General features: G+C 68.7%; 18 protein-coding genes and 1 pseudogene. 6 read left to right on the forward strand and 13 right to left on the reverse strand.

From position 1 onward, the window contains the following. Both U9983_RS15030 and cobT read right to left on the reverse strand, forming a co-directional pair. Nucleotides 1-524 (reverse strand): adenosylcobinamide-GDP ribazoletransferase (locus U9983_RS15030; protein ID WP_322754628.1); only part of this gene is annotated, 524 nt, incomplete at its 3' end. A gap of 3 nt (nt 525-527) precedes the next feature. Further along, entirely contained in the window at nt 528-1625 is a 1098-nt protein-coding gene (gene cobT, locus U9983_RS15035) for a nicotinate-nucleotide--dimethylbenzimidazole phosphoribosyltransferase (protein WP_416211402.1), read from the reverse strand. A 53-nt stretch (nt 1626-1678) separates the two neighbouring features. On the opposite strand from cobT, the gene U9983_RS27900 reads away from it, so the two are divergent. Beyond that, nucleotides 1679-2059: a DUF4143 domain-containing protein gene (locus U9983_RS27900; protein WP_416211401.1), complete on the forward strand. Its 381-nt coding sequence runs from the start codon at nt 1679-1681 to the stop codon at nt 2057-2059. 274 nt (nt 2060-2333) lie between these two features. On the opposite strand, the pseudogene U9983_RS15040 reads toward U9983_RS27900, so the two are convergent. From U9983_RS15040 to U9983_RS15055, 4 genes and pseudogenes are all read right to left on the reverse strand, one after another. Further along, nucleotides 2334-3284, reverse strand: a pseudogene (locus U9983_RS15040) (DUF5635 domain-containing protein); the annotation flags it as partial. Nucleotides 3285-3347: 63 nt separating this feature from the next. Then, on the reverse strand, nt 3348-5192 hold the full coding sequence (gene argS, locus U9983_RS15045) for an arginine--tRNA ligase (RefSeq protein ID WP_322754631.1): 1845 nt from the start codon (nt 5190-5192) through the stop codon (nt 3348-3350). A gap of 65 nt (nt 5193-5257) precedes the next feature. Then, a complete protein-coding gene (locus U9983_RS15050) occupies nt 5258-6673 on the reverse strand; it encodes a bifunctional adenosylcobinamide kinase/adenosylcobinamide-phosphate guanylyltransferase (protein WP_322754632.1) in 1416 nt (471 codons plus the stop codon). 13 nt (nt 6674-6686) lie between these two features. Next, nucleotides 6687-6911 carry a hypothetical protein gene (locus U9983_RS15055; protein WP_322754633.1) on the reverse strand — a complete coding sequence of 75 codons (225 nt, stop codon included), beginning with the start codon at nt 6909-6911 and terminating at the stop codon, nt 6687-6689. Nucleotides 6912-7344: 433 nt separating this feature from the next. Between U9983_RS15055 and U9983_RS15060 the strand changes: the two genes are divergently transcribed. Then, the gene (locus U9983_RS15060; RefSeq protein ID WP_322754646.1) at nt 7345-7563 is read left to right on the forward strand and encodes a hypothetical protein; all 219 of its coding nucleotides are present in this window, start codon (nt 7345-7347) and stop codon (nt 7561-7563) included. Between the two features lie 4 nt (nt 7564-7567). Here the strand turns inward: U9983_RS15060 and U9983_RS15065 are convergent, their stop codons facing one another. The 4 genes from U9983_RS15065 to nadA all read right to left on the reverse strand — a co-directional run bounded on the left by U9983_RS15065 (nt 7568) and on the right by nadA (nt 11843). Next, nucleotides 7568-8545 carry an aldo/keto reductase family protein gene (locus U9983_RS15065; protein WP_322747388.1) on the reverse strand — a complete coding sequence of 326 codons (978 nt, stop codon included), beginning with the start codon at nt 8543-8545 and terminating at the stop codon, nt 7568-7570. A 91-nt stretch (nt 8546-8636) separates the two neighbouring features. Beyond that, nucleotides 8637-9509 (reverse strand): polysaccharide lyase family 1 protein, encoded by an 873-nt coding sequence (locus U9983_RS15070; protein ID WP_322754634.1) that lies wholly within the window; start codon nt 9507-9509, stop codon nt 8637-8639. 490 nt (nt 9510-9999) lie between these two features. Further along, a complete protein-coding gene (locus U9983_RS15075) occupies nt 10000-10638 on the reverse strand; it encodes a DUF3043 domain-containing protein (RefSeq protein ID WP_322754635.1) in 639 nt (212 codons plus the stop codon). Further along, nucleotides 10638-11843 (reverse strand): quinolinate synthase NadA, encoded by a 1206-nt coding sequence (gene nadA, locus U9983_RS15080; RefSeq protein WP_322754636.1) that lies wholly within the window; start codon nt 11841-11843, stop codon nt 10638-10640. The genes U9983_RS15075 and nadA overlap by 1 nt, the downstream gene beginning before the upstream one ends. 495 nt (nt 11844-12338) lie before the next feature. On the opposite strand from nadA, the gene erpA reads away from it, so the two are divergent. Beyond that, nucleotides 12339-12722 (forward strand): iron-sulfur cluster insertion protein ErpA, encoded by a 384-nt coding sequence (gene erpA, locus U9983_RS15085; protein WP_322747392.1) that lies wholly within the window; start codon nt 12339-12341, stop codon nt 12720-12722. A gap of 155 nt (nt 12723-12877) precedes the next feature. Here erpA and U9983_RS15090 read toward each other — a convergent pair whose 3' ends face one another. Further along, nucleotides 12878-13189, reverse strand: a complete 312-nt coding sequence (locus U9983_RS15090; RefSeq protein ID WP_322754637.1) for a sulfurtransferase TusA family protein — start codon at nt 13187-13189, stop codon at nt 12878-12880. After that, nucleotides 13186-14334 (reverse strand): cysteine desulfurase family protein, encoded by a 1149-nt coding sequence (locus U9983_RS15095; RefSeq protein WP_322754638.1) that lies wholly within the window; start codon nt 14332-14334, stop codon nt 13186-13188. Before U9983_RS15095 ends, U9983_RS15090 begins: the two co-directional genes overlap by 4 nt. Nucleotides 14335-14577: 243 nt before the next feature. Between U9983_RS15095 and coxB the strand changes: the two genes are divergently transcribed. The 3 genes from coxB to U9983_RS15110 are packed head-to-tail and all read left to right on the forward strand — an operon-like array spanning nt 14578 to nt 17627. Next, a complete protein-coding gene (gene coxB, locus U9983_RS15100; protein ID WP_322754639.1) occupies nt 14578-15516 on the forward strand; it encodes a cytochrome c oxidase subunit II in 939 nt (312 codons plus the stop codon). Then, nucleotides 15513-17189: a cytochrome c oxidase subunit I gene (gene ctaD, locus U9983_RS15105; protein WP_322747396.1), complete on the forward strand. Its 1677-nt coding sequence runs from the start codon at nt 15513-15515 to the stop codon at nt 17187-17189. The genes coxB and ctaD overlap by 4 nt, the downstream gene beginning before the upstream one ends. A 36-nt stretch (nt 17190-17225) precedes the next feature. Continuing rightward, nucleotides 17226-17627 (forward strand): cytochrome c oxidase subunit 4, encoded by a 402-nt coding sequence (locus U9983_RS15110; RefSeq protein ID WP_322747397.1) that lies wholly within the window; start codon nt 17226-17228, stop codon nt 17625-17627. 52 nt (nt 17628-17679) lie between these two features. On the opposite strand, the gene trpD is transcribed toward U9983_RS15110, so the two are convergent. Next, nucleotides 17680-18747: an anthranilate phosphoribosyltransferase gene (gene trpD / locus U9983_RS15115; RefSeq protein ID WP_322754647.1), complete on the reverse strand. Its 1068-nt coding sequence runs from the start codon at nt 18745-18747 to the stop codon at nt 17680-17682. Between the last annotated feature and the right edge of the window lie 19 nt (nt 18748-18766).

Here is an 18766-nt window from a genome sequence, read left to right on the forward strand (position 1 = left end):
GTGCGGGCGACGAGCGCGCCGAGCCCGGTCGGGTGCGCGGCCGGCGCGCGGACGCAGGCGAGCGTCGCCGTGAGCCGTCCGGTCATGGCGGCCACCACGATCGACACGGTGCCCCGGTGCTCGCCGATCGTGAGTGACAGGGCACTGACCTGGACGAGTACCGCGAACACCACGGCCAGCGCGCCGAACGCACCGAGCCGGGAGTCGCGCATCGCGACCAGGGCACGGTCCTGGCCGGCGCCGAACCCGTCGGCCACGTCGGCGAGCCCGTCCAGGTGCAGGCCCCGGGTCAGCAATGCCAGCGTGGCGATTCCCACCGCGGCCGGGAGCAGCGTCTCCGCCGGTTGGCCGGGCCGCGTTGTGAAGATCCCTAGGATGGCCACAGCCACGGCGGTGATGACACCGAGGGTGAGGCCGACCAGCGGTGCGATCGCCATGGCGCGCCCGATGGTGCGCCGGTCGAGGGCGACCGGTCCAGGGACGGGCAGTATCGACAGCAGCGAGAAGATGGTCCTGATCGGCACGTCTCAGGTGGCGGCCGCGGCGGGCTCGTCGTCCGCGGCGGGTACTGTTTCTGCTTCCGCGCTGTCGTTCACCCCAGCCTGTTTGTCGCTGACCCCGGCCTGGTCGAAGGTGGCCATGTCGGCGAGCGTCGCCTGCGCGGCCACCAGCAGGTTGACGGCGAGCAGCGCCCCGGTGCCCTCACCGAGGCGCAGACCGAGGTCCAGCAGGGGATCGAAGCCGAGCGAGGCGAGCGTGAGGTGCTGCGCGGGTTCGGTCGACCGTGTTCCGGCAACCCACCATGCCTTCGACCCCGGCGCGTAGGCTTCGGCGGCCAGCGCGGCGGCGCAGATGACGACGCCGTCGAGCACCACCGGGGTGCGCCGGACGGCGGCCTGGGTCAACAGGCCGGTGAGGGCGGCCAGGTCCGCGCCACCGATCACTCGAAGGAGCGCCGCCGGGTCGTCGGCGAAGGGCCGACCGCGGCGCATCGCGTCCCGGATCGCGGCGGTTTTGAGCATCCATCGGGCGTCGTCGATGCCGGTTCCGCGGCCGACCACGTCGATCGGCTCGCGGTCGAGCAGGGTGGCGACGATCGCCGCGGACGCGGTGGTGTTCCCGATCCCCATCTCGCCGGGGACCAGCAGGTCGGCACCGGCGTCCACCTCCTCGTCGGCGATCATGCGGCCGATGTCGAACGCGCGGGAGGCCTCATCCGCGGTCAGGGCGTCCTCGACGTCGATCCGTCCGCTGCCGCGCCGGACCCGGTAGCGCTGCGCCGGCGCGGTCCCGTCCACTCCGCCGGGGGCGGTCGGTTCGTCGGTGTCCACGCTGACGTCCACCACCCGCACGGACGCGCCGACGGTGCGGGCCAGGACGTTCACCGCCGCGCCACCGGCGACGAAGTTCGCCACCATCTGGGCGGTGACCTCCGAAGGGAACGCGGAGACACCCATCTGCGCGATGCCGTGGTCACCGGCGACGATGATCGCCCGGATGCGCTGGAACGGCCGCGGCGGGCACACTCCCTGCGTGCCGGCAAGCCAGATCGAGACCTCCTCCAGGCGCCCGAGGGCGCCCGGAGGTTTGGTCAGTACCGTCTGCCGCTGCCGGGCGGCGTTCATGGCGTCGGTGTCGAGTGCGGGGGCTGGGGTCTGCACAGGGTCCTTACTACCTGATGAGCAACTGGTGGCCGGGCAGGAGGTGCTCGGACAGCGTCATCGCGGCATCCACGCTGCTCGAACCACAGCGGACATCGGGCGGACATCTCCTTCGGATCTTGGATCAATCGCTACGGTTCGGCCACTACCGGGCCTCCGACGGGGTGGAGGTGGACCTCGTCATCGAGAATGACCAGAACGAGGTCTTCGCGGTGGAGGTGAAGGCGGGCGGATCGTATCGCGGGGAGGATCTCCGCGGGCTGGTTCAGCTTCGGGACCGCGTTGGCGACAGGTTCGTCGCGGGCGTGCTCGCCTATACTGGGGAGCGTGCCGCGCGCGTGGCAGACCGGCTCTACCTGGTGCCGGTCGACACCCTCTGGCGGGAACCCGAAGAATGACGCCGGCGATGTAGTGGGCGTTGCGGCCGGTGGTGGAGCCCCGGACGAGCAGTTCCGGGACGAAGCGGTCGAGTGCGCGGTTCGCACCGGTCTGCGTGAGGCCGGTCAGGGTCGCGTAGTCACCGCTGGTGATACGATCATGGGCGGAAAGCCACGCCTGGACGACGTCCGGGCTGTTGTTCTGGTTGGGCCGGCGGTAGGGCAACAGACCCCGTCCGACCGGTTTCCCCGTGGTGGCCTGGTCGTTCTCCAGCCGGCGGAACACGGCCGCGGACAGCATCCAGACGTCCTTGTACGGCTCGATGAGCACGTTGTCATCGATGCGGGTGGCGCAGGCGGTCTCCAGCGCGCTCCGCGCGTCATTCGCGTCGGTTTGCAGCGCGCGCGCCGCACTGTCGAGGGTGCGAAACGGCCGGTGCAGCAGTTCGTAGAAGATCACGGCGATCCGCACGTCGCGGCGGCGCGCCACCGGTTGCACGGATTCCATCAGCGACATCACCGGCACGACCGGCGTTCCGCCCGTCAGGCGGGTCCGCACGGCCGGCCCGGCTATCTCGATGATTCGCGGGGGCCTGTGACCCAATGAGATCATTTCTCGGTACATGCGGTCGACACCGACACCCTGCTTCTCCACCAGCCGCAGCGCACAGCAGAGATCAGACAGGGCCGGGTAGCGGGCGTACCTGCGGGAAAGCACGGTGTCCTGGGTCACGCCGCCGGCAAAGCCGCCGGGGCTTTCCACCTCGAGAACGTGGTCGTGGTCGAACCAGATCACAGTGACCGGATCCGGACGCATCCAGTCGCGGTGTACGAGCCCGTTGAGCAGGGCCTCGCGCACAGAACGAGGCGGGATCTGCCGGACGGGGATCTCGGCGAACCCGCGGTGGACGGTGGTCGCGACGTTGAACGCCAGGAGATCGCTTTCGACCGCGGCGAGCTGTTCGATGAGGGCCAGCCCGGAAAGATCGGTCGGTGGGTTGAGAACATCACCGCCGGGGACGTCGAACCGGGTCAGCTCGATGAGCGACCGTGGTGCCGGGCAGAAGAGCAGCACGCCGGCCTGGGTGAGGGCGCCGTCCGGGCGCAGGACACCGAGGCGCTGGAGCAGTTCGGTGTCGGTGGCATCGGCCGTTTCGTCGTCGTTGCCGCTGATGAGATAACGGCGGGCCACCACAAGGGCGCCCAGTGCGACGTCGGTGATCGTCCGTCCGGTCACCGCGGCCATCACGTCCAGCGCCGTCGAACCGGTCGACCTACGCACCGGGGGGCAGGCGGGAGCTGAACGGGATCACAGGCGTTCCGGTGCGGCAATACCGAGGAGGTTCAGGCCACGGCGCAGCGTTGCGGCGCTCAGTCGGCACAGCGCGATGCGATTGCCGCGCGTCGGTTGCGCCGCGGACAGGACGGGGCAGGCTTCGTAGAAATCGGTGAATGCCTTCGCCAGGTCGTAGAGGTAGCCGCAGAGCCGGTGGGGTTCGAGCGCCTGGCCGACGTCGGTGAGTGTGTCGCCGAAGGCGTCCAACGCGAGTATCAGCGCGCGTTCGGCGGGATGCAGTACAAGCGCCGTGTCGACATCGGCGGATTCATCGTCGGCTTTGCGGAGAATGGAGCAGATCCGCGTGTGCGCATACTGAAGGTACACGCCGGTGTTCCCGGTGAAGGACACCATTCGCTCGACGTCGAAGGTGTAGTCCTTGGTGCGGGAAGTGGACAGGTCCGCGTATTTGACCGCGCCGATACCCGCCTGTTCGGCGATCTGGTCGAGCTCGGCCGGGGCGAGATCGTGAGATTTCTCGGTGACGATTTCCCGGGCCCGCCCGACGGCGGTGTCGAGCAGGTCCATCAGTTTGACCGTGTCACCCGAGCGGGTCTTGAACGGACGCCCGTCGGGACCGAGCACGGTTCCATAGGAGAGGTGTGTGACGTCGATGTCGTCGGTGAGCCAACCGGCGCGCCGGGCGGCTTCGAACACGAGTCGGAAGTGCAGTGCCTGGCGGGCGTCGACGACATAGAGAATCCGGTCGGCCTTGAGTTCGCGGATGCGGTAGCGGATCGTCGCGAGGTCGGTGGTGTCGTATCCGTAGCCGCCGTCGGTTTTACGGACCATCAGCGGTACCGGATCGCCGTCCGGGCCGGTGATGTCGGCGGAGAACACGCACAGCGCGCCGTCGCTTGCCACCGCGATACCGGCCTGGGTGAGTTCGTCGACGACTTCGGGCAGCCATGGGTTGTAGAAGGACTCGCCCGCCGAGTCGGCGGCGGTGAGAAGCACACCGAGCCGCTGGTATATCTCGCTGAATGCGAACTCCGACTCGGCGACGATCTCCCGCCACCGGGTGACGGTTGCCTCATCGCCGGCCTGCAACGCGACAACGCGACGCCGGGCCCGGTCGGCGAAGTCAGGATCAGCGTCGAACACGGCCCGGGCGGCCCGGTACAGGGTATTGAGCGCGGAGACGGCCGACGTGCCGTCGGCGAGTTCGTCGCGGTGCCACGCGACGTCGGGATGCTCGTCGAGGTACTCGATGAGCATCCCGAACTGGGTGCCCCAGTCGCCGAGATGGTTCTGGCGGAGCACATCCGCGCCGAGGAAGGCGAGCACGCGGGACAGACAGTCACCGATGATCGTCGTCCGGAGGTGACCGACGTGCATCTCCTTGGCGATGTTCGGACCGGAGTAGTCGATGACCGTGCGGCGGCCCTGCTGCGGTGTACCGACCCCGAGGTGACGGCTTGCCAGCCGTGCCGCCACCGCTCGCCAGAGCGCGGTGTCGGACATGACCAGGTTGACGAATCCCGGTCCGGAGACGGTGACGGCGGCCACCAGGGCACCGGTCCCGGCGTCGGTGTCGCCTTCGGTGTCGCCTTCGGTGTCGCGGCGCAGGGTATCGGCCACGGACGCTGCCAGGTCGGCGGGCTTGCGGCGGGCGCGTTTGGCCAGCGCGAGCGCGGCGTTGGACTGGAAGTCCGCGTGCTCGGAGTGGCGGACCACCGGGTCCGCCCCCGCGAGCTCGGGCAGCGCCCGGTCGATCGCGCCGGAGACGGCGGCCTCGACCTGCCTGCGCAGCGACGGCACCTCGTGATCGTTCAAGCCCACAACCTCCCGCATGTTCTCCCGCACGTTCTCCCGCATGTTTCTTCGAACTCCTTCATTCTTCCAGGCCGATCCGCAGATCACGGCAGGTGCTGGAGCACGGGTCAGCGTAGGCGGGTGGGGATGCCGGCAACAACGTGCCAGACTTCGTCGGACTCGGCCGCGATCGCGGCGTTCAGGCGCCCGAGCGCGTCGCGGAAGCGGCGTCCCACCACGGTCGCAGGCACGATGCCCGAGCCGACCTCGTTGGTCACCGCAACCACGTGGCGACGGGTGTTGCGCCAGGCGGTGACCAGCTCGTCGACCCGGGCCGGCCAGTCCCCGTCGAGGTGGGCGGTCAGCCACAGCGTGAGGCAGTCGACGAGCAGGGGTGAGCCCTCGACGCGCAGCAGGGGCACCAGATCGGCGGTCTCCACCGTCGTCCAGTGCGACGGCCGGCGCGTGGCGTGGGCGTGCACCCGGGCGGCCCACTCGGCGTCGCCGGGGGTGACCGGCCCCGCCGTGGCCGCGTACACAACACCCGGCCAGGCGGCCAGGCGTTGCTCGGCTGTCACGGATTTGCCGGACCGGGCACCCCCGGTGACCAGGATGCGGTACGGCCTGGGCAGCGACCCCGGCCCCAGATCAGGACGTGTTCGTTGCGTTCCGCGGAACGCGGCAGGCGCGGTGGCCGGTGTGATGTCGAGCACGGTCCCGTCGGGGTGCACCTGCGCGCCCATGAACGCCAACCGCTGGGCGAGCGCATCCCCGGGCGGGTTGCGGTGGCTCAGGTGGACGGCGATGACCAGGGTCGTGTCGACCACCGCGTCGCGTTGCCGCAACTGCGCGAGGACGTTCGCGAAGCCGGGCAGGTCCAAGTGGTCACCGAACCCCGGGCGGTCACCGTTGTTCTCCTCCATCAGCACCACGTCGAACGCCCGACCGGTGAGTGCCTCCAGGGTCTGGCGCGGCAGCGGCGCGCCGGTGTCACACGCGTAGAGCAGCCGTCCGCCGTCCGGTGTCGTCACGTCGTAGAGCACCGCCGGCCCGATGACCGCGTCCCCGTGGTTGGCGGCCACCGGCCGGATCTCGAAGCCACCGAGTCTCAGCACGTCGCCCGCGAGCGCCGGGTGGAACCGAAGCGGTCCAGATCCACCTGAGCCACCAGCAACCTGATCGACATCCGTGACGTCCCACGGGCCCACGAAGGCGCGGCAGGCCTCCAGACAGGCCGGTGGCCCGACGACGTCCAGCGGCTGGTCGGCCACGGTTGTCCACGCCCGCCACATCAGCGCCGCGGGCCCGGTGTGGTCGGGGTGGGCGTGGCTGAACAGCAGGTGCCGCACGCCTGCGAGCCGCACCCCGAAACGGGTGGCGGCCCGCGGCACGTCCGGCCCGCAGTCGATGAGCATGACCTCGTCGAGGAGGACCGCGGTCTGGGTGCGTACCTCGTGTTCCCGCGCCCAGCGGCACGACGCGCATTCACACCACGGATTGGGCCAGCCGTCGGCCGATCCGGTGCCGAGCAGTCTCAGCCGCACGCGGGTGACGTTCTCACGCCGGCGGCTCCTGCGGCTCGGCGCGGGGGTGGGCATGGGGGTGGGGGTGGCGCTTGCGGTCGGCCAACGTCATGATGGTGATGACGAGTCCGAGCAGCAGGATCGCGCCGATCGTGACCAGGCCGACCGCCCACCACTCCAGCGGCGCCTTGGTCGACCCGACGGTTTCGGCGAGCACTGTCATCCCGGTGACCGTTGTCGTCCCGGAGAACGTTGGCATGACGCCATCTGAAGCTGTGAACACGGCTTCCTTCCTCTGTTCGACACGTCCACCCGTCCGCCGGATCGTACGGGCGCCGGATCGTACGGGCGCCGGCCGGAGACCACCGACCGGCGGTTCACGACTTTCGCACGCCGGTGCTCTGCGGCGAAATGGATAGGCTCAGGGTGTGCGACCGGTCACGCCTTGCCGGAGATCAGGACAGGACCTCGACGGGGCATCGGATGCCCGGGGCCTGGGCGAGCCACTTGTCGGTCGTGTCGCGCCCTCGGTTGTGTCGCGCTCTCGGTTGTGTCGCGCTCTAACACGGGCCGGGAGGGTGGCCGGGATGGGCCGCCGGAGTGCTGACCGTGTTGGATGGAGCCTGCCTATCCAGAGAAGATGACCCTGGCAGGAGGACGACATGGACGGGACGACAGAGGGGGACCATGCGGTGAGCTGGACGTGGCGTTTCGAGGCCGAGGACGGTGCCGCGGTCGCGGCCGGGCCTGCGGGTGCGTCCTCGTCGGAGTCGTTCCCGACCCAGAGCGACGCCGAGACCTGGTTGGGGGAGACCTGGCGGGAGCTGCTGGAGGCCGGCGTCCAGCAGGTGGTGCTGGAAGACGCCGGCCGCAAGGTCTACGGCCCGATGAGCCTCCGTTCCGTGGACTAGCCGGTCATACGGCATCCGGGTCGGTCACGATCACATCGCTGAGCACCGCGTCGATCCAAGCCAGGATCTCCTGGTCCAGCTTTACTCCCGACGCCTTGACGTTCTCCTCGACCTGCTCCGGTCGGGATGCTCCGATGATCGCCGAGGCCACGTTGTCGTTCTGCAGCACCCAGGCGACGGCCAGCTGTGCCGGGGACAGGCCGACGTCGGCCGCTACGGGTAACAGGTCCTGGACCCGGGCGAGAATCTCGTCCCGCAGCAGGCGTCGGATGACACCCGAGCCGGCCTCACTGACCGCGCGGGTGTGCTCGGGTCGCGGCGCTCCCGGCAGGTACTTGCCGGTGAGTACACCCTGCGCCACCGGTGACCAGACGATCTGGGCGATGCCGGCGGCGCGGGATGTCGGGATGACCTCGGACTCGATCGTCCGCCACAGCATCGAGTACTGCGGCTGGTTGGAAATGATCTGGTCGTAGCCGGCCTGCGCGGCGATCCGTACCGCGTCGGCGATCTGCGCGCCGGTCCACTCCGAGACACCGACGTAGAGCACCTTGCCGGCCCGCACCAGGTCGTCGAAGGCCCGCAGGGTCTCCTCCAACGGCACGGTCGGGTCGTAGCGGTGTGCCTGGTAGAGATCGAGATAGTCGGTGCGCAGCCGCCGCAGCGAGGCGTGGCAGGACTCGATGATGTGCTTGCGCCCCAGACCGCGGTCGTTCGGGCCGGGTCCGGTCGGCCAGAACACCTTGGTTAACAACTCGTAGGATTCGCGGCGTATCCCGTCCAGCGCCTCGCCCAGCACAACCTCGGCCTTCGTGCCCGCGTACACGTCGGCGGTGTCGAAGGTGGTGATCCCGTTGTCCAGAGCAGCGTGCACGCACGAGATCGCCTGATCCCGCTCGATCTGATCACCGTGGGTGATCCAGTTGCCGTACGCGATTTCACTGACGCTCAGTCCGCTGCGTCCCAGTCGTCGATGCTCCACATAACCACCCTATGATTTACGGCCAGGGCCGAGGCTCGGGTGATACCCGGATGCCCCGGCCCCGTGCCGGGAACCCGGCGCGGCGAGCAGGTCAGCGTGGTCCGGCACCAGCCGGGACGGATGCGGCGATGGTCGCCGCCGGTTCGGCCAGGTAGGCATATGGCAGTTGAACAGTGGAACTGCTGGCGGCGGTTCCGGCCGGGGTGGCATTACCGAAGTCGTTCGGGTGGTCGGACGACAGGATGGCAGTCCCGGGCTCCGTGCTGTAGCCGGTTGTGATCACCGGGGTGCCGACGCCGCGGAAGACGTTGGACTCAAGGAGAACCACCGCACCCATCCGCGAGTTGACGGCGGTGTCGGCTGTCTGGAACACGTTGTCGTAGACGTGGCCGGTGCCAAAGCGCAGGCTCGGCAGCCGTGAGTTCACGTTGGTGAACCAGTTGTGATGGATGGTGACATGCAGTTTGCCCCGGTCGGCGGTGTCGTCGTCACTCGCGCTGATGAGCATCACTTTGTAGTGGTCGTGAAACCGGTTCCACGACACGGTGACGAGATCGGAAGCCTTCGTGATGTCGAGCAGGCCGTCGTAGTAGTCCTTGCCGTGCGTCATGTCGCTGGAGAGGTCGTTCTGAGTGATCCACACATGCTGGGAGCCGTAGACGCTGATCGCATCGGTGCCCGTTGCCAGGCTGATGGTCAGGTTGCGCACGATCACGTTGGTCACATTGCGGATGTTCAGCCCGCCACCGGTGAGACCAGCGCCCTTCGCAGCCCCGACGATTGTCTTGTTCGAGGCGACCTTGATCTGACCGGTGAGTGCGATCACTCCGGTGACCGTGAGTACGTACGGTTGGTCCGCGCCGGCGTACCTGGCGAGGTCCGCCGCGGTCGTGACCGTCACCGTGGCCCCGGCCGCGCCACCGGTCGTGCCGGCGGCAAAGCCGTCGGCCGTCGGTGCCGGCACGGCCGCGCCTGAACTGGATGGCCCTGCACTGGCTGATGTCATGCCGGTCGGCGGAACAGCTGTGGATGCGTTCACGGCTGTCGTCGGTGTGGCTGGGGCAGCGGACGGTGATGTTCCAGCCGCAGGCCCGGCCACACCGGACGCGCTCGATGTCGCTGCTGGGCCGCCGGCCGGAAGATTCGGCTCGCATGCGGCCAGAACGACCAGAGCGACCGCGGTCAGCAGGTATACGGTTGTGCGTTTCACGTACTACCCCTCGATAAGGGGCGTCGCCCTCCCCCTGGACGGGGCCGCACGGCGGCCACCGCCCACGCCGCCAGGACGATGCGGTCCGGTCGTTACCGGTCAGGACCGGCGTCCGTCCGAACAGCGGAACGTACCGAAGAGTAGTACTACGAGGTTTTTCGGACGCATCCGACCCTGTTGCCGCATTTGGTCCCAGATCTTCTTTGGCTGGGCCTGATGTGTCGCCCGGGCGAGTCCGGCCGGGTCAGCGGCCGCTGCCGGCGCGGGTGACCCGGGGCCGCGGCATCCGCCAGCGGGCCGGTAGCAGGGCGCGTTGCACGCTGTACGCGCGCACCTTGACCGGTGAGTCCGGGTACTTCTCGCCAACCCTGCGGCTGACCTGGCGGGACAGCACGATCGAGTCGACGGCCACGGCGAGGATGCCCAGCAGCATCAGGTAGGTGGCGATCAGCCGGATGTACACGTTGGGGACGAGCCCGCCGACGAAGTACACCGCGGCGGCGGCGAGGAAGAACGGCCCCACATTGCGGCGGGCGTCGACGAAGTCCCGGGCCAGTACACGCTCGGGGGCACGCTCGCGCGGGGGCAGCTTGCTGACATCCCCCGACATCATCGCAGTCCGGTACTCCTGGGACTGGCGACGTCGCTCGCCGCGGGAGTTCGCCCGGGCGGCCTTACCCGACCCCGGGGTCGCCAGGGCGCTGCCGCCGCGGGCGCGGGCCGCGCGGGCGTCGCTGCGCTTGGGGGTGGGGCGTCCCTTACCTGACCCGTTCCCACTACCGACGGGGACGCCCGCCTGGGCCGGCTCACCGCTGGTCGGGCCGGCGGCTGACGGGTCGGTGGGTGCGCCCGGCGCCGTCGTACGTCGTTTCAACAGGGCCATCAGGGGAGCGCCAGCATCTGGTCAAGGGCCTTTCGGGCGTGTGTCGCGACATCGGGATCGACCGTGATGCGGTTGACCGTCTCGCCGCGCACGAGGGACTCGAGTGCCCACACGAGGTGGGGCAGATCAATACGGTTCATCGTCGAGCAATAGCACACCGTACGGTCCAGGAAGGCGACGGTCTTGTCGGGATGCCGGTTCGCGAGCCGTTGCACCAGGTTCAGCTCGGTGCCCACGGCGAACGCGCTGCCCGGCGGTGCCTCGTCGACGACTCTGATGATGTATTCCGTCGATCCGATCATGTCCGCAGCGGTGACGACCTCATACTGGCACTCGGGATGAACCAGCACGGTGACGCCGGGTATGCGGGCGCGGACGTCGTCCACGCACGCGCGACTGAACCGGCCGTGCACCGAGCAGTGGCCTCGCCACAGGATCATCCGCGCGTCGCGCAACCGGGCCGCCGCAACACCGCCACCCGGGCGGTGCGGGTTGTAGACCACGCAGTCCTCACGTGCCATACCCATCTCCAGCACCGCCGTGTTGCGGCCGAGATGCTGGTCGGGCAGGAACAGCACCCGCTCGCCGCGGCGCTTGGGTCCGAACGCCCACTCAAGTGCCCGCCGGGCATTGGACGAGGTGCAGATCGTGCCGCCGTGCCGCCCGGTGAACGCCTTGATCGCGGCAGTGGAGTTCATGTAGCTGACCGGGACGGTACCTTCGGCGAGCCCGGCGTCGGCCAGCGTCTCCCATGCCTGCTCGACCTGTTCGAGCGCGGCCATGTCGGCCATGGAGCAGCCGGCGGCGAGGTCGGGAAGGATCACCTGCTGGTGGTCGCCGGTGAGGATGTCGGCGCTTTCGGCCATGAAGTGCACGCCGCAGAAGACGATGTGGCCGGCTTCGGGGCGTCCGGCGGCCTGCTGAGCGAGCCTGAACGAGTCGCCGGTCACGTCCGCGAAGGCGATGACCTCGTCCCGCTGGTAATGGTGCCCGAGTACGAAGACGGAGGCGCCGAGCGCAGCCCGGGCCGCGGCGGCGCGCTCAACCAGGTTCGGATCGGATGCCGGCGGCAGCGCACCGGGGCAGTCGACCCCACGCTCGCTGTCGGGATCGGCACCGCGACCCAGCAACAGCAGCGTGAGCGGATTCGGTGGGAGTTGCAGCGGCGTGATGGCGGCGCGGTCGAGCGCGGGGTTGATCGTCATGCTCGCTCCTCCGGTCGACCGGCCGACCGGCTCGCTCGGGGCCTGCGGGCGCGCACCGCTGAGTCCTGATTGTGCGCCCGCCGGCCACCGGGAGGTGGTCTGGCAGCCTTCTCGTAGACGAATGGTCGACACGACTCTAACTCGCCGGGCACGCACGTGCCGTCGTCGACCGGAGGAGTTCACGATCACAGCTCTTCGCGCTGTGCTTGGTCGTCCGCTGAGGTCCTGCGTACGATGGGAAGGCGATCGCGGCATGCGGTGTTGCGAGTAGGTGTTGTGGATGACGGCTACCGCCGCGATGGCATGAACGGCGACATTTGTACGAATGGCAATATTTACCGACATCTCGTGCGGTTGCACACAGAGTGCACACGCAATGTGGGTAGACGAATACCGGCCACACTTGACAACAAGGGCTCGACCGGCCCTCGGATGCGCGATCATTAGTTCTTTCGCGCAGGCGCGGGCCCCAAGGGAACCTAGGGAGCAGTCTCCATGACCGTCCAGGACGCGACGACTGACACCGTGACCGGCACGGACACAGCGACCGGGCCGACCACCGTCATCCTGACCGACGTGGCCGCGAGCAAGGTGAAGAACCTGCTTGAGCAGGAAGGTCGTGACGACCTCCAGCTGCGGATCGCCGTGCAGCCCGGTGGCTGCTCCGGCATGCGCTACCAGCTCTTCTTCGACGAGCGTCAGCTCGACGGCGACACCGTCCTGGACTTCTCGGGTGTCAGGGTCGCGGTCGACCGGATGAGCACCCCGTACCTCGGTGGCGCGAAGATCGATTTTGTCGACACGATCGAGAAGCAGGGCTTCACGATTGACAACCCCAACGCGGCGGGTTCCTGCGCCTGCGGCGACTCCTTCCACTGATCCGGGCGCTGCGGGTCGGGATGCGTCCCGGTCTGACCTTCCAGCGGTAGTAGCTGGTGACGCCCGTGTCGACCGGTCACCGGTCGACACGGGCTCGGTCGCAGGCCTACGGGTCGGAGGCTGTTGCGGAGATCACCCCGCATCTGCCGGTCGCTCTAGGAGAGCCTGCGGACGAGGTAGGCCGTCCCTCCGTCGGCCAGCTCGCGGGTCGAGATCAGCTCCTGGGCACGCATCCGGCACCAGGCAGGGACGTCATGCGCGGCCGCAGGGTCGTCCGCCCACAGTTGCAGGTCTGCGCCGACGTCGATGTCGCGGATGCGGCGTGCGAGTTCGATGATCGGTAGCGGGCACCGTCGTCCACGCGCGTCCACCGTGAGGCGGGCGCCGTTCCACGCAGCGTCCCAGGCGCTGTGGTCGCGGTCGCTGTGGTCGCGGTCGCTGTGGTCGTCACGGTCGGCCGATCTCACAGGCCGACGGCCCCGGCCCGCTCGCGGACCCGGGCAACCGCCTCGGGTAGGACCGCCAGCAGGGCGTCCACATCCGCACTGTCGGATTCGCGGCCGAACGACACCCGGATGTTGCCCTGGGTCAGTACACCCATCGCGGCCAGCACGTGGCTGGGGGTGAGGGTGTCCGATGTGCAGCTGGAGCCGCTGCTGACCGCGATTCCCGCCCGGTCCAACTCGCCGAGCAGCGCTTCTCCGTCGACGTACAGGCACGAGAACGCGAGCAGGTGCGGCAGCCGGGTGGCCGGATCCGGGTCGCCGAGTAGCTCGAGGTCCGCAACGAGGTGGGGGAGAAGGGTCCGCAGCCGCTCGACGTAGCCGGCCAGGCGCGGTGTCTCATCGGCGATCTCAATGGTCCGGGCGTGCAGGGCCGCTGCCGTCGCGACGATTGCCGCGACGTTGGGGAAGCCGCCCACCCGGCCACCCTCGCGTTCGTCGGTGGGTAGCGGGTTGCGCCATCGACGCCCGGTCCGCACGACCAGGATGCCCACTCCTGCCGGCCCGCCGAACTTGTGCGCACTGGCGCTGAGCAGGTCGGCTCCCAGCGCGGCGACGTCCACCGGGATCCGCCCGGCTGACATGGCGGCGTCCACATGCAACGGGACACCCGCGGTGTGCAGCACATCGGCGACCGCGGCCACCGGCTGGATGGTCGCGACCTCGTGGTTGGCATGTTGCAGGCTGGCCAGCGCCGTGCCCGGTGGGGGAGTGAAACCCGCCGGGTCGACCCGGCCGAATCGGTCGACGCCGACCGTGTCGACCGTGCCGCCGGCGTTTTCGTGCCATTGGGCGGCGTGCATAACGCAGGAGTGTTCAACGGCGCTGATCAGCAGCCGCGTCCCTGACCGCCGCCGGGCGCCGGCCGCGCCGAGAATCGCCAGCTGTGCCGCCTGGGTACCCGACGATGTGAAGCTGACCTCGTCGGGGCGGGCGCCGAGCACCGCGGCGACCGTCTCCCGGGAGGCGTCGAGCACCATGCGGGCCCGACGCCCATCGCGGTACAGGCGGGCGGGGTCTGCCCAGCCGTCGTCGAGGGCCGCCAGCAGGGCCTCGCGGGCCGCGGGGTGCAGGACAGCCGTGGATGCGTGATCAAGGTAGGCCGGCACGTTCCTCACGGTATTCCGACGGCCGGCCGTGGCGCCCCGTCGGTCTTGGCACCCCGTCGGGTGGCCTGCGAGCGCTGGGATGTGGTCCGAGTCTCGTCCTTTGGGACGCCGAGTCAGGCTCTGACGAGATGCCGGCGGTGCGGCTGGGATACGCTCCTGCCGCAGCATCTACAGCTTGTCGAAGAGCCTTGCGCCGACCGCTTGGTTCGGTCGGATCGGCGCATTCGTGGGAGGCAGGACCTGGTGACCCGATCCTTCGGCCGAACTCGGCCGTTGCCCGCCGATGTCGAGATGGCGACTGCCTCCGACGCTCCGTCGGTGGGGAGCACGAACCGCGCGAGGAGCGTTGGTTGGCGCCCTGGCCGATCCGGTTCCCCGTGGCGGGCGCTACGGCTGGTGACCGGCTTCGCGCTGCTGGCGGTGGCGGCCACCGCGTGTGATGTACCCAACTTCGGTTTTCCGACCGGGGTGACGGACCTCACGCCCCGCATCCTGAACCTGTGGCGGGGTTCTGCGATCGCGGCGCTCTCCGTCGGCGTGTTCACCTGGGGTCTGATCTTCTATGCGATCATCGTGTTCCGCAAGAAGTCGGACGAGCTGCCCCGCCAGGTGCGGTACAACCTCCCGGTCGAGATCCTGTACACGATCGTGCCGCTGGTGATCGTTGCCGGGCTGTTCTACTACACCGCCCGGGACGAGGTCGTGATCGACAAACTTCCGGCCAAGCCGGACGTCACGGTCAACGTGATCGGTTTCCGGTGGAACTGGCAGTTCCGGTACCTCGACACGGGCCAGAACGGCACGATCCCGGTGGAGGTCACCGGGCAGCCCGGCGAACCTGCGGTGCTGGTACTCCCGCAGGGCCGCACGATCCGTTTCATCGAGACGTCCCCGGATGTCATCCACTCCTTCTGGGTGCCCGAGTTCCTGTTCAAGCGGGACGTCGTTCCCGGTCGGATCAACCAGTTCCAGCTCACGATCACCAAGACCGGGACGTTCATCGGTCGCTGTGCGGAGCTGTGCGGGGTCGATCACGATCGGATGAACTTCTATGTGAAGGTCGTCCCGGGTGACGAGTACGACCGGTTCATCGCCGAGCGGACCCGGCCGGCCGCGCTGAGTGCGGCCGGGGCGACCACCCAGACATCCGCCGGAACTACCACTCGCGGGAGCGGACAGTGACACTGGTGCACGAGCCGCCAGCCGGCCACGTCGAGGAACGCCACGCCACGTTGCGCACCAACCTGCTCGGTTATGTGCGCACGACGTCGCACAAGGACATCGCCGTGATGTACGGCGTGACGGCCTTCGCGTTCTTCCTCTTCGCCGGAATCATGGCCGAGATGATGCGGGCGGAGCTGGCCCGGCCAGGTCTGCAGTTCCTGTCGAACGAGCAGTTCAACCAGCTCTTCACCATGCACGGCACGCTGATGCTGCTGATGTTCGCCACGCCCATGGCGTTCGCGTTCGCGAACTTCCTGGTCCCGCTGCAGATCGGCTCGCCGGACGTGGCGTTCCCACGGCTCAACGCCCTGTCGTTCTGGTTCTTCCTCTTCGGAAGCCTGACCGTCATCGCCGGCTTCCTGACCCCGAACGGCGCGGCGGACTTCGGTTGGTTCGCCTATGCGCCGCTGAACAACGCGGTCTACTCGCCAGGTTCCGGCGCCGACCTGTGGATCCTGGGCCTGACGCTGTCAGGACTCGGCACCATCCTCGGTGCCGTCAACATGATCACAACGATCCTCTGTCTGCGCGCCCCCGGCATGACGATGTTCCGGCTGCCGATCTTCTGCTGGAACTTCCTCGTCACCTCGATCCTGGTACTGGTGGCCTTCCCGGTGCTCGCCGGCGCGCTGCTGGCCCTGGAAGCCGACCGGCGCCTGGGTGCCCACGTGTTCGACGCGGCCAACGGCGGCGCGATTCTGTGGCAGCACCTGTTCTGGTTCTTCGGTCATCCCGAGGTCTACATCATCGCCCTGCCGTTCTTCGGCATCATCAGCGAGGTGCTGCCGGTCTTTTCCCGTAAGCCGCTGTTCGGGTACAAGGGCCTCGTCTTCGCCACGATCGGAATCGGAGCGCTGTCGGTAGCGGTGTGGGCGCACCACATGTTCGTCACCGGCGCGGTCCTGCTGCCCTTCTTCGCGTTCCTGTCCTTCCTGATCGCGGTGCCGACGGGTATGAAGTACTTCAACTGGATCGGCACCCTGTGGCGGGGTCAGATCAGTTTCGAGACGCCGATGCTCTTCGCGTTGGGCTTTCTCGTGACCTTCCTGTTCGGCGGTCTGACCGGTGTGCTGCTGGCGAGCCCACCGATCGACTTCCACGTCAGTGACAGTTACTTTGTCGTGGCCCACTTCCACTACGTGGTATTCGGGTCGGTCGTCTTCGCGGCGTATGCCGGGATCTACTTCTGGTTCCCGAAGGTGACCGGGCGTATGCTCGACGAGAAGCTCGGGAAGATTCATTTCTGGACGCTGTTCTTCGGTTTCCATCTGACCTTCCTGATCCAGCACTGGCTAGGCGTCAAGGGCATGCCGCGACGGGTGGCCGACTACTCGCCGACCGACGGGTTCACCACCTACAACACGATCTCCACGGCCGGGGCCTTCCTGCTGGCCACGTCGACCCTGCCGTTCATGTACAATGTCTGGCGCTCCTACAAGAAGGGCGAGCTGGCCGTTGTGGACGACCCCTGGGGTTATGGAAACTCCCTGGAATGGGCGACATCCTGCCCACCGCCGCGGCATAACTTCCGCTCGCTGCCACGCATCCGGTCGGAACGGCCTGCCTTCGACCTGCATTATCCCCAGGCAGCCGGAACAATCGATTATCACGCCGCACCCGAGAGCAGATAAGCCGGGCCCGGAAGAAGCTGGAGCGGAGCAGCAGCCATGAAGATCGAGGGCGTCGTCTTCCTCGTGTTTGCGATTTTCTGCACGGTGGTCGACATCGTTTACTGGTTCACGTCGAAGGACCCGACCGGCACGGTCGCACTCGCCCTGTGCGGCAGCCTCGGCCTGCTCGTCGGCGGGTACCTGTTGTTCACCGCCCGCCGGATCGGAGCCCGGCCGCAGGATCTCCCCGATGCCGAGATCTCCGACGGCGCCGGCGAGCTCGGGCATTTCACCCCGGGCAGTTACTACCCCTTCTTCATCGCCGCCGGTGCCTGTCTGGTGTTGTTCGGCATCGTCTTCGGGGTGTGGCTGGCCCTTATCGGGGCAATCATGACAGTGACGTTCGTCGTGTGCCTGCTCTTCGAGAACTTCTGGCACCCGCCCGTACCGGAGAACTAGTGCGACCGCGATGCGTCCGCGCCGCCGACGTGGCCGCCGCTGACGTGGTGGATCAGACCGCCGCAGCCGCGGCGGTCTGACTCGTCCTGACCCATCGCCCCAGAGCAGCTTCGGCCGCACCGGAATCCAGCGCCCAGGCGGCCCGACCAAGCTGGCGGCTTAGCTGTTCGGTCACGGGTGCGGCAGTGGGTCCGGTCGCGGCGACCAGCGCGGCCGCGGCGGCGAGCAGGACTGCGTCACGCACCGGCCCGGCACGTCCCCCCGCGAGCAGCTCCCGGGTCACCGCGGCGTTGTAGGCGGCATCGGCTCCTCGCAGCGCCGTGGGGTCGCCGGGGACGATACCGACGTCGCGTGGGTCGAAGGTCTCCATCCGCACCGCGCCGTCCGCGACCATCCATACGGTTGAGGTGGTCGTGGGCGTGAGCTCGTCGAGCCCGTCGTCACCGCGGAACACCAGCCCCCGGGTCCCGCGCGCGGCCAGAACACCGGCGACGACGGGCGCAAGCCGTGCGTCTGCGACGCCGACCGCCTGGCTTGCCGGGCGGCCCGGGTTGGTCAGCGGCCCGAGGATGTTGAAGACGGTGGGCACGCCGAGGTCGCGCCTGGGCCCGCCGGCGTGTCGCATGGCCGGGTGGAAGACCGGTGCGAAGCAGAACGCCGCACCGGCCTCGGCGAGGCAGGTCGCGACGCCGGCGGGTGGTAGATCGATGACGACGCCGAGTTCCAGCAGAAGATCGGCTGACCCGCAGGCCGAAGACGCGGCCCGGTTCCCATGTTTGATCACGGGGATGCCGGAGCCCGCGACGACCAGCGCAGCCATGGTCGAGATGTTCACCGAATGTGACTGGTCGCCGCCGGTTCCGCAGGTATCCACCGCGCGTTCACGGATGTCGTCGGGGAGGTCCAGCGGTGCTGCGTAGTCCAGCATCACCTGCGCCAGACCGCCGACCTCCTCGGCGGTCTCGCCCTTGGCCCGCAGGGCGACCACGAAGCCCGCGATCTGGGCGGGGGAGGCGTTGCCGGACATCACCTGGGTCATCGCCCACATGGTGTCCCGCGCGCCGAGGGCCTCGCCGCGCAACAGCGCGCCGAGGAGTGGGGGCCAGCCCTGCGCGGCCAAGCGTGGCCTGTCGGGGGGC

Origin of the sequence: Protofrankia sp. Cas3, assembly GCF_963555955.1 — a bacterium.
GTDB lineage: Bacteria > Actinomycetota > Actinomycetes > Frankiales > Frankiaceae > Protofrankia.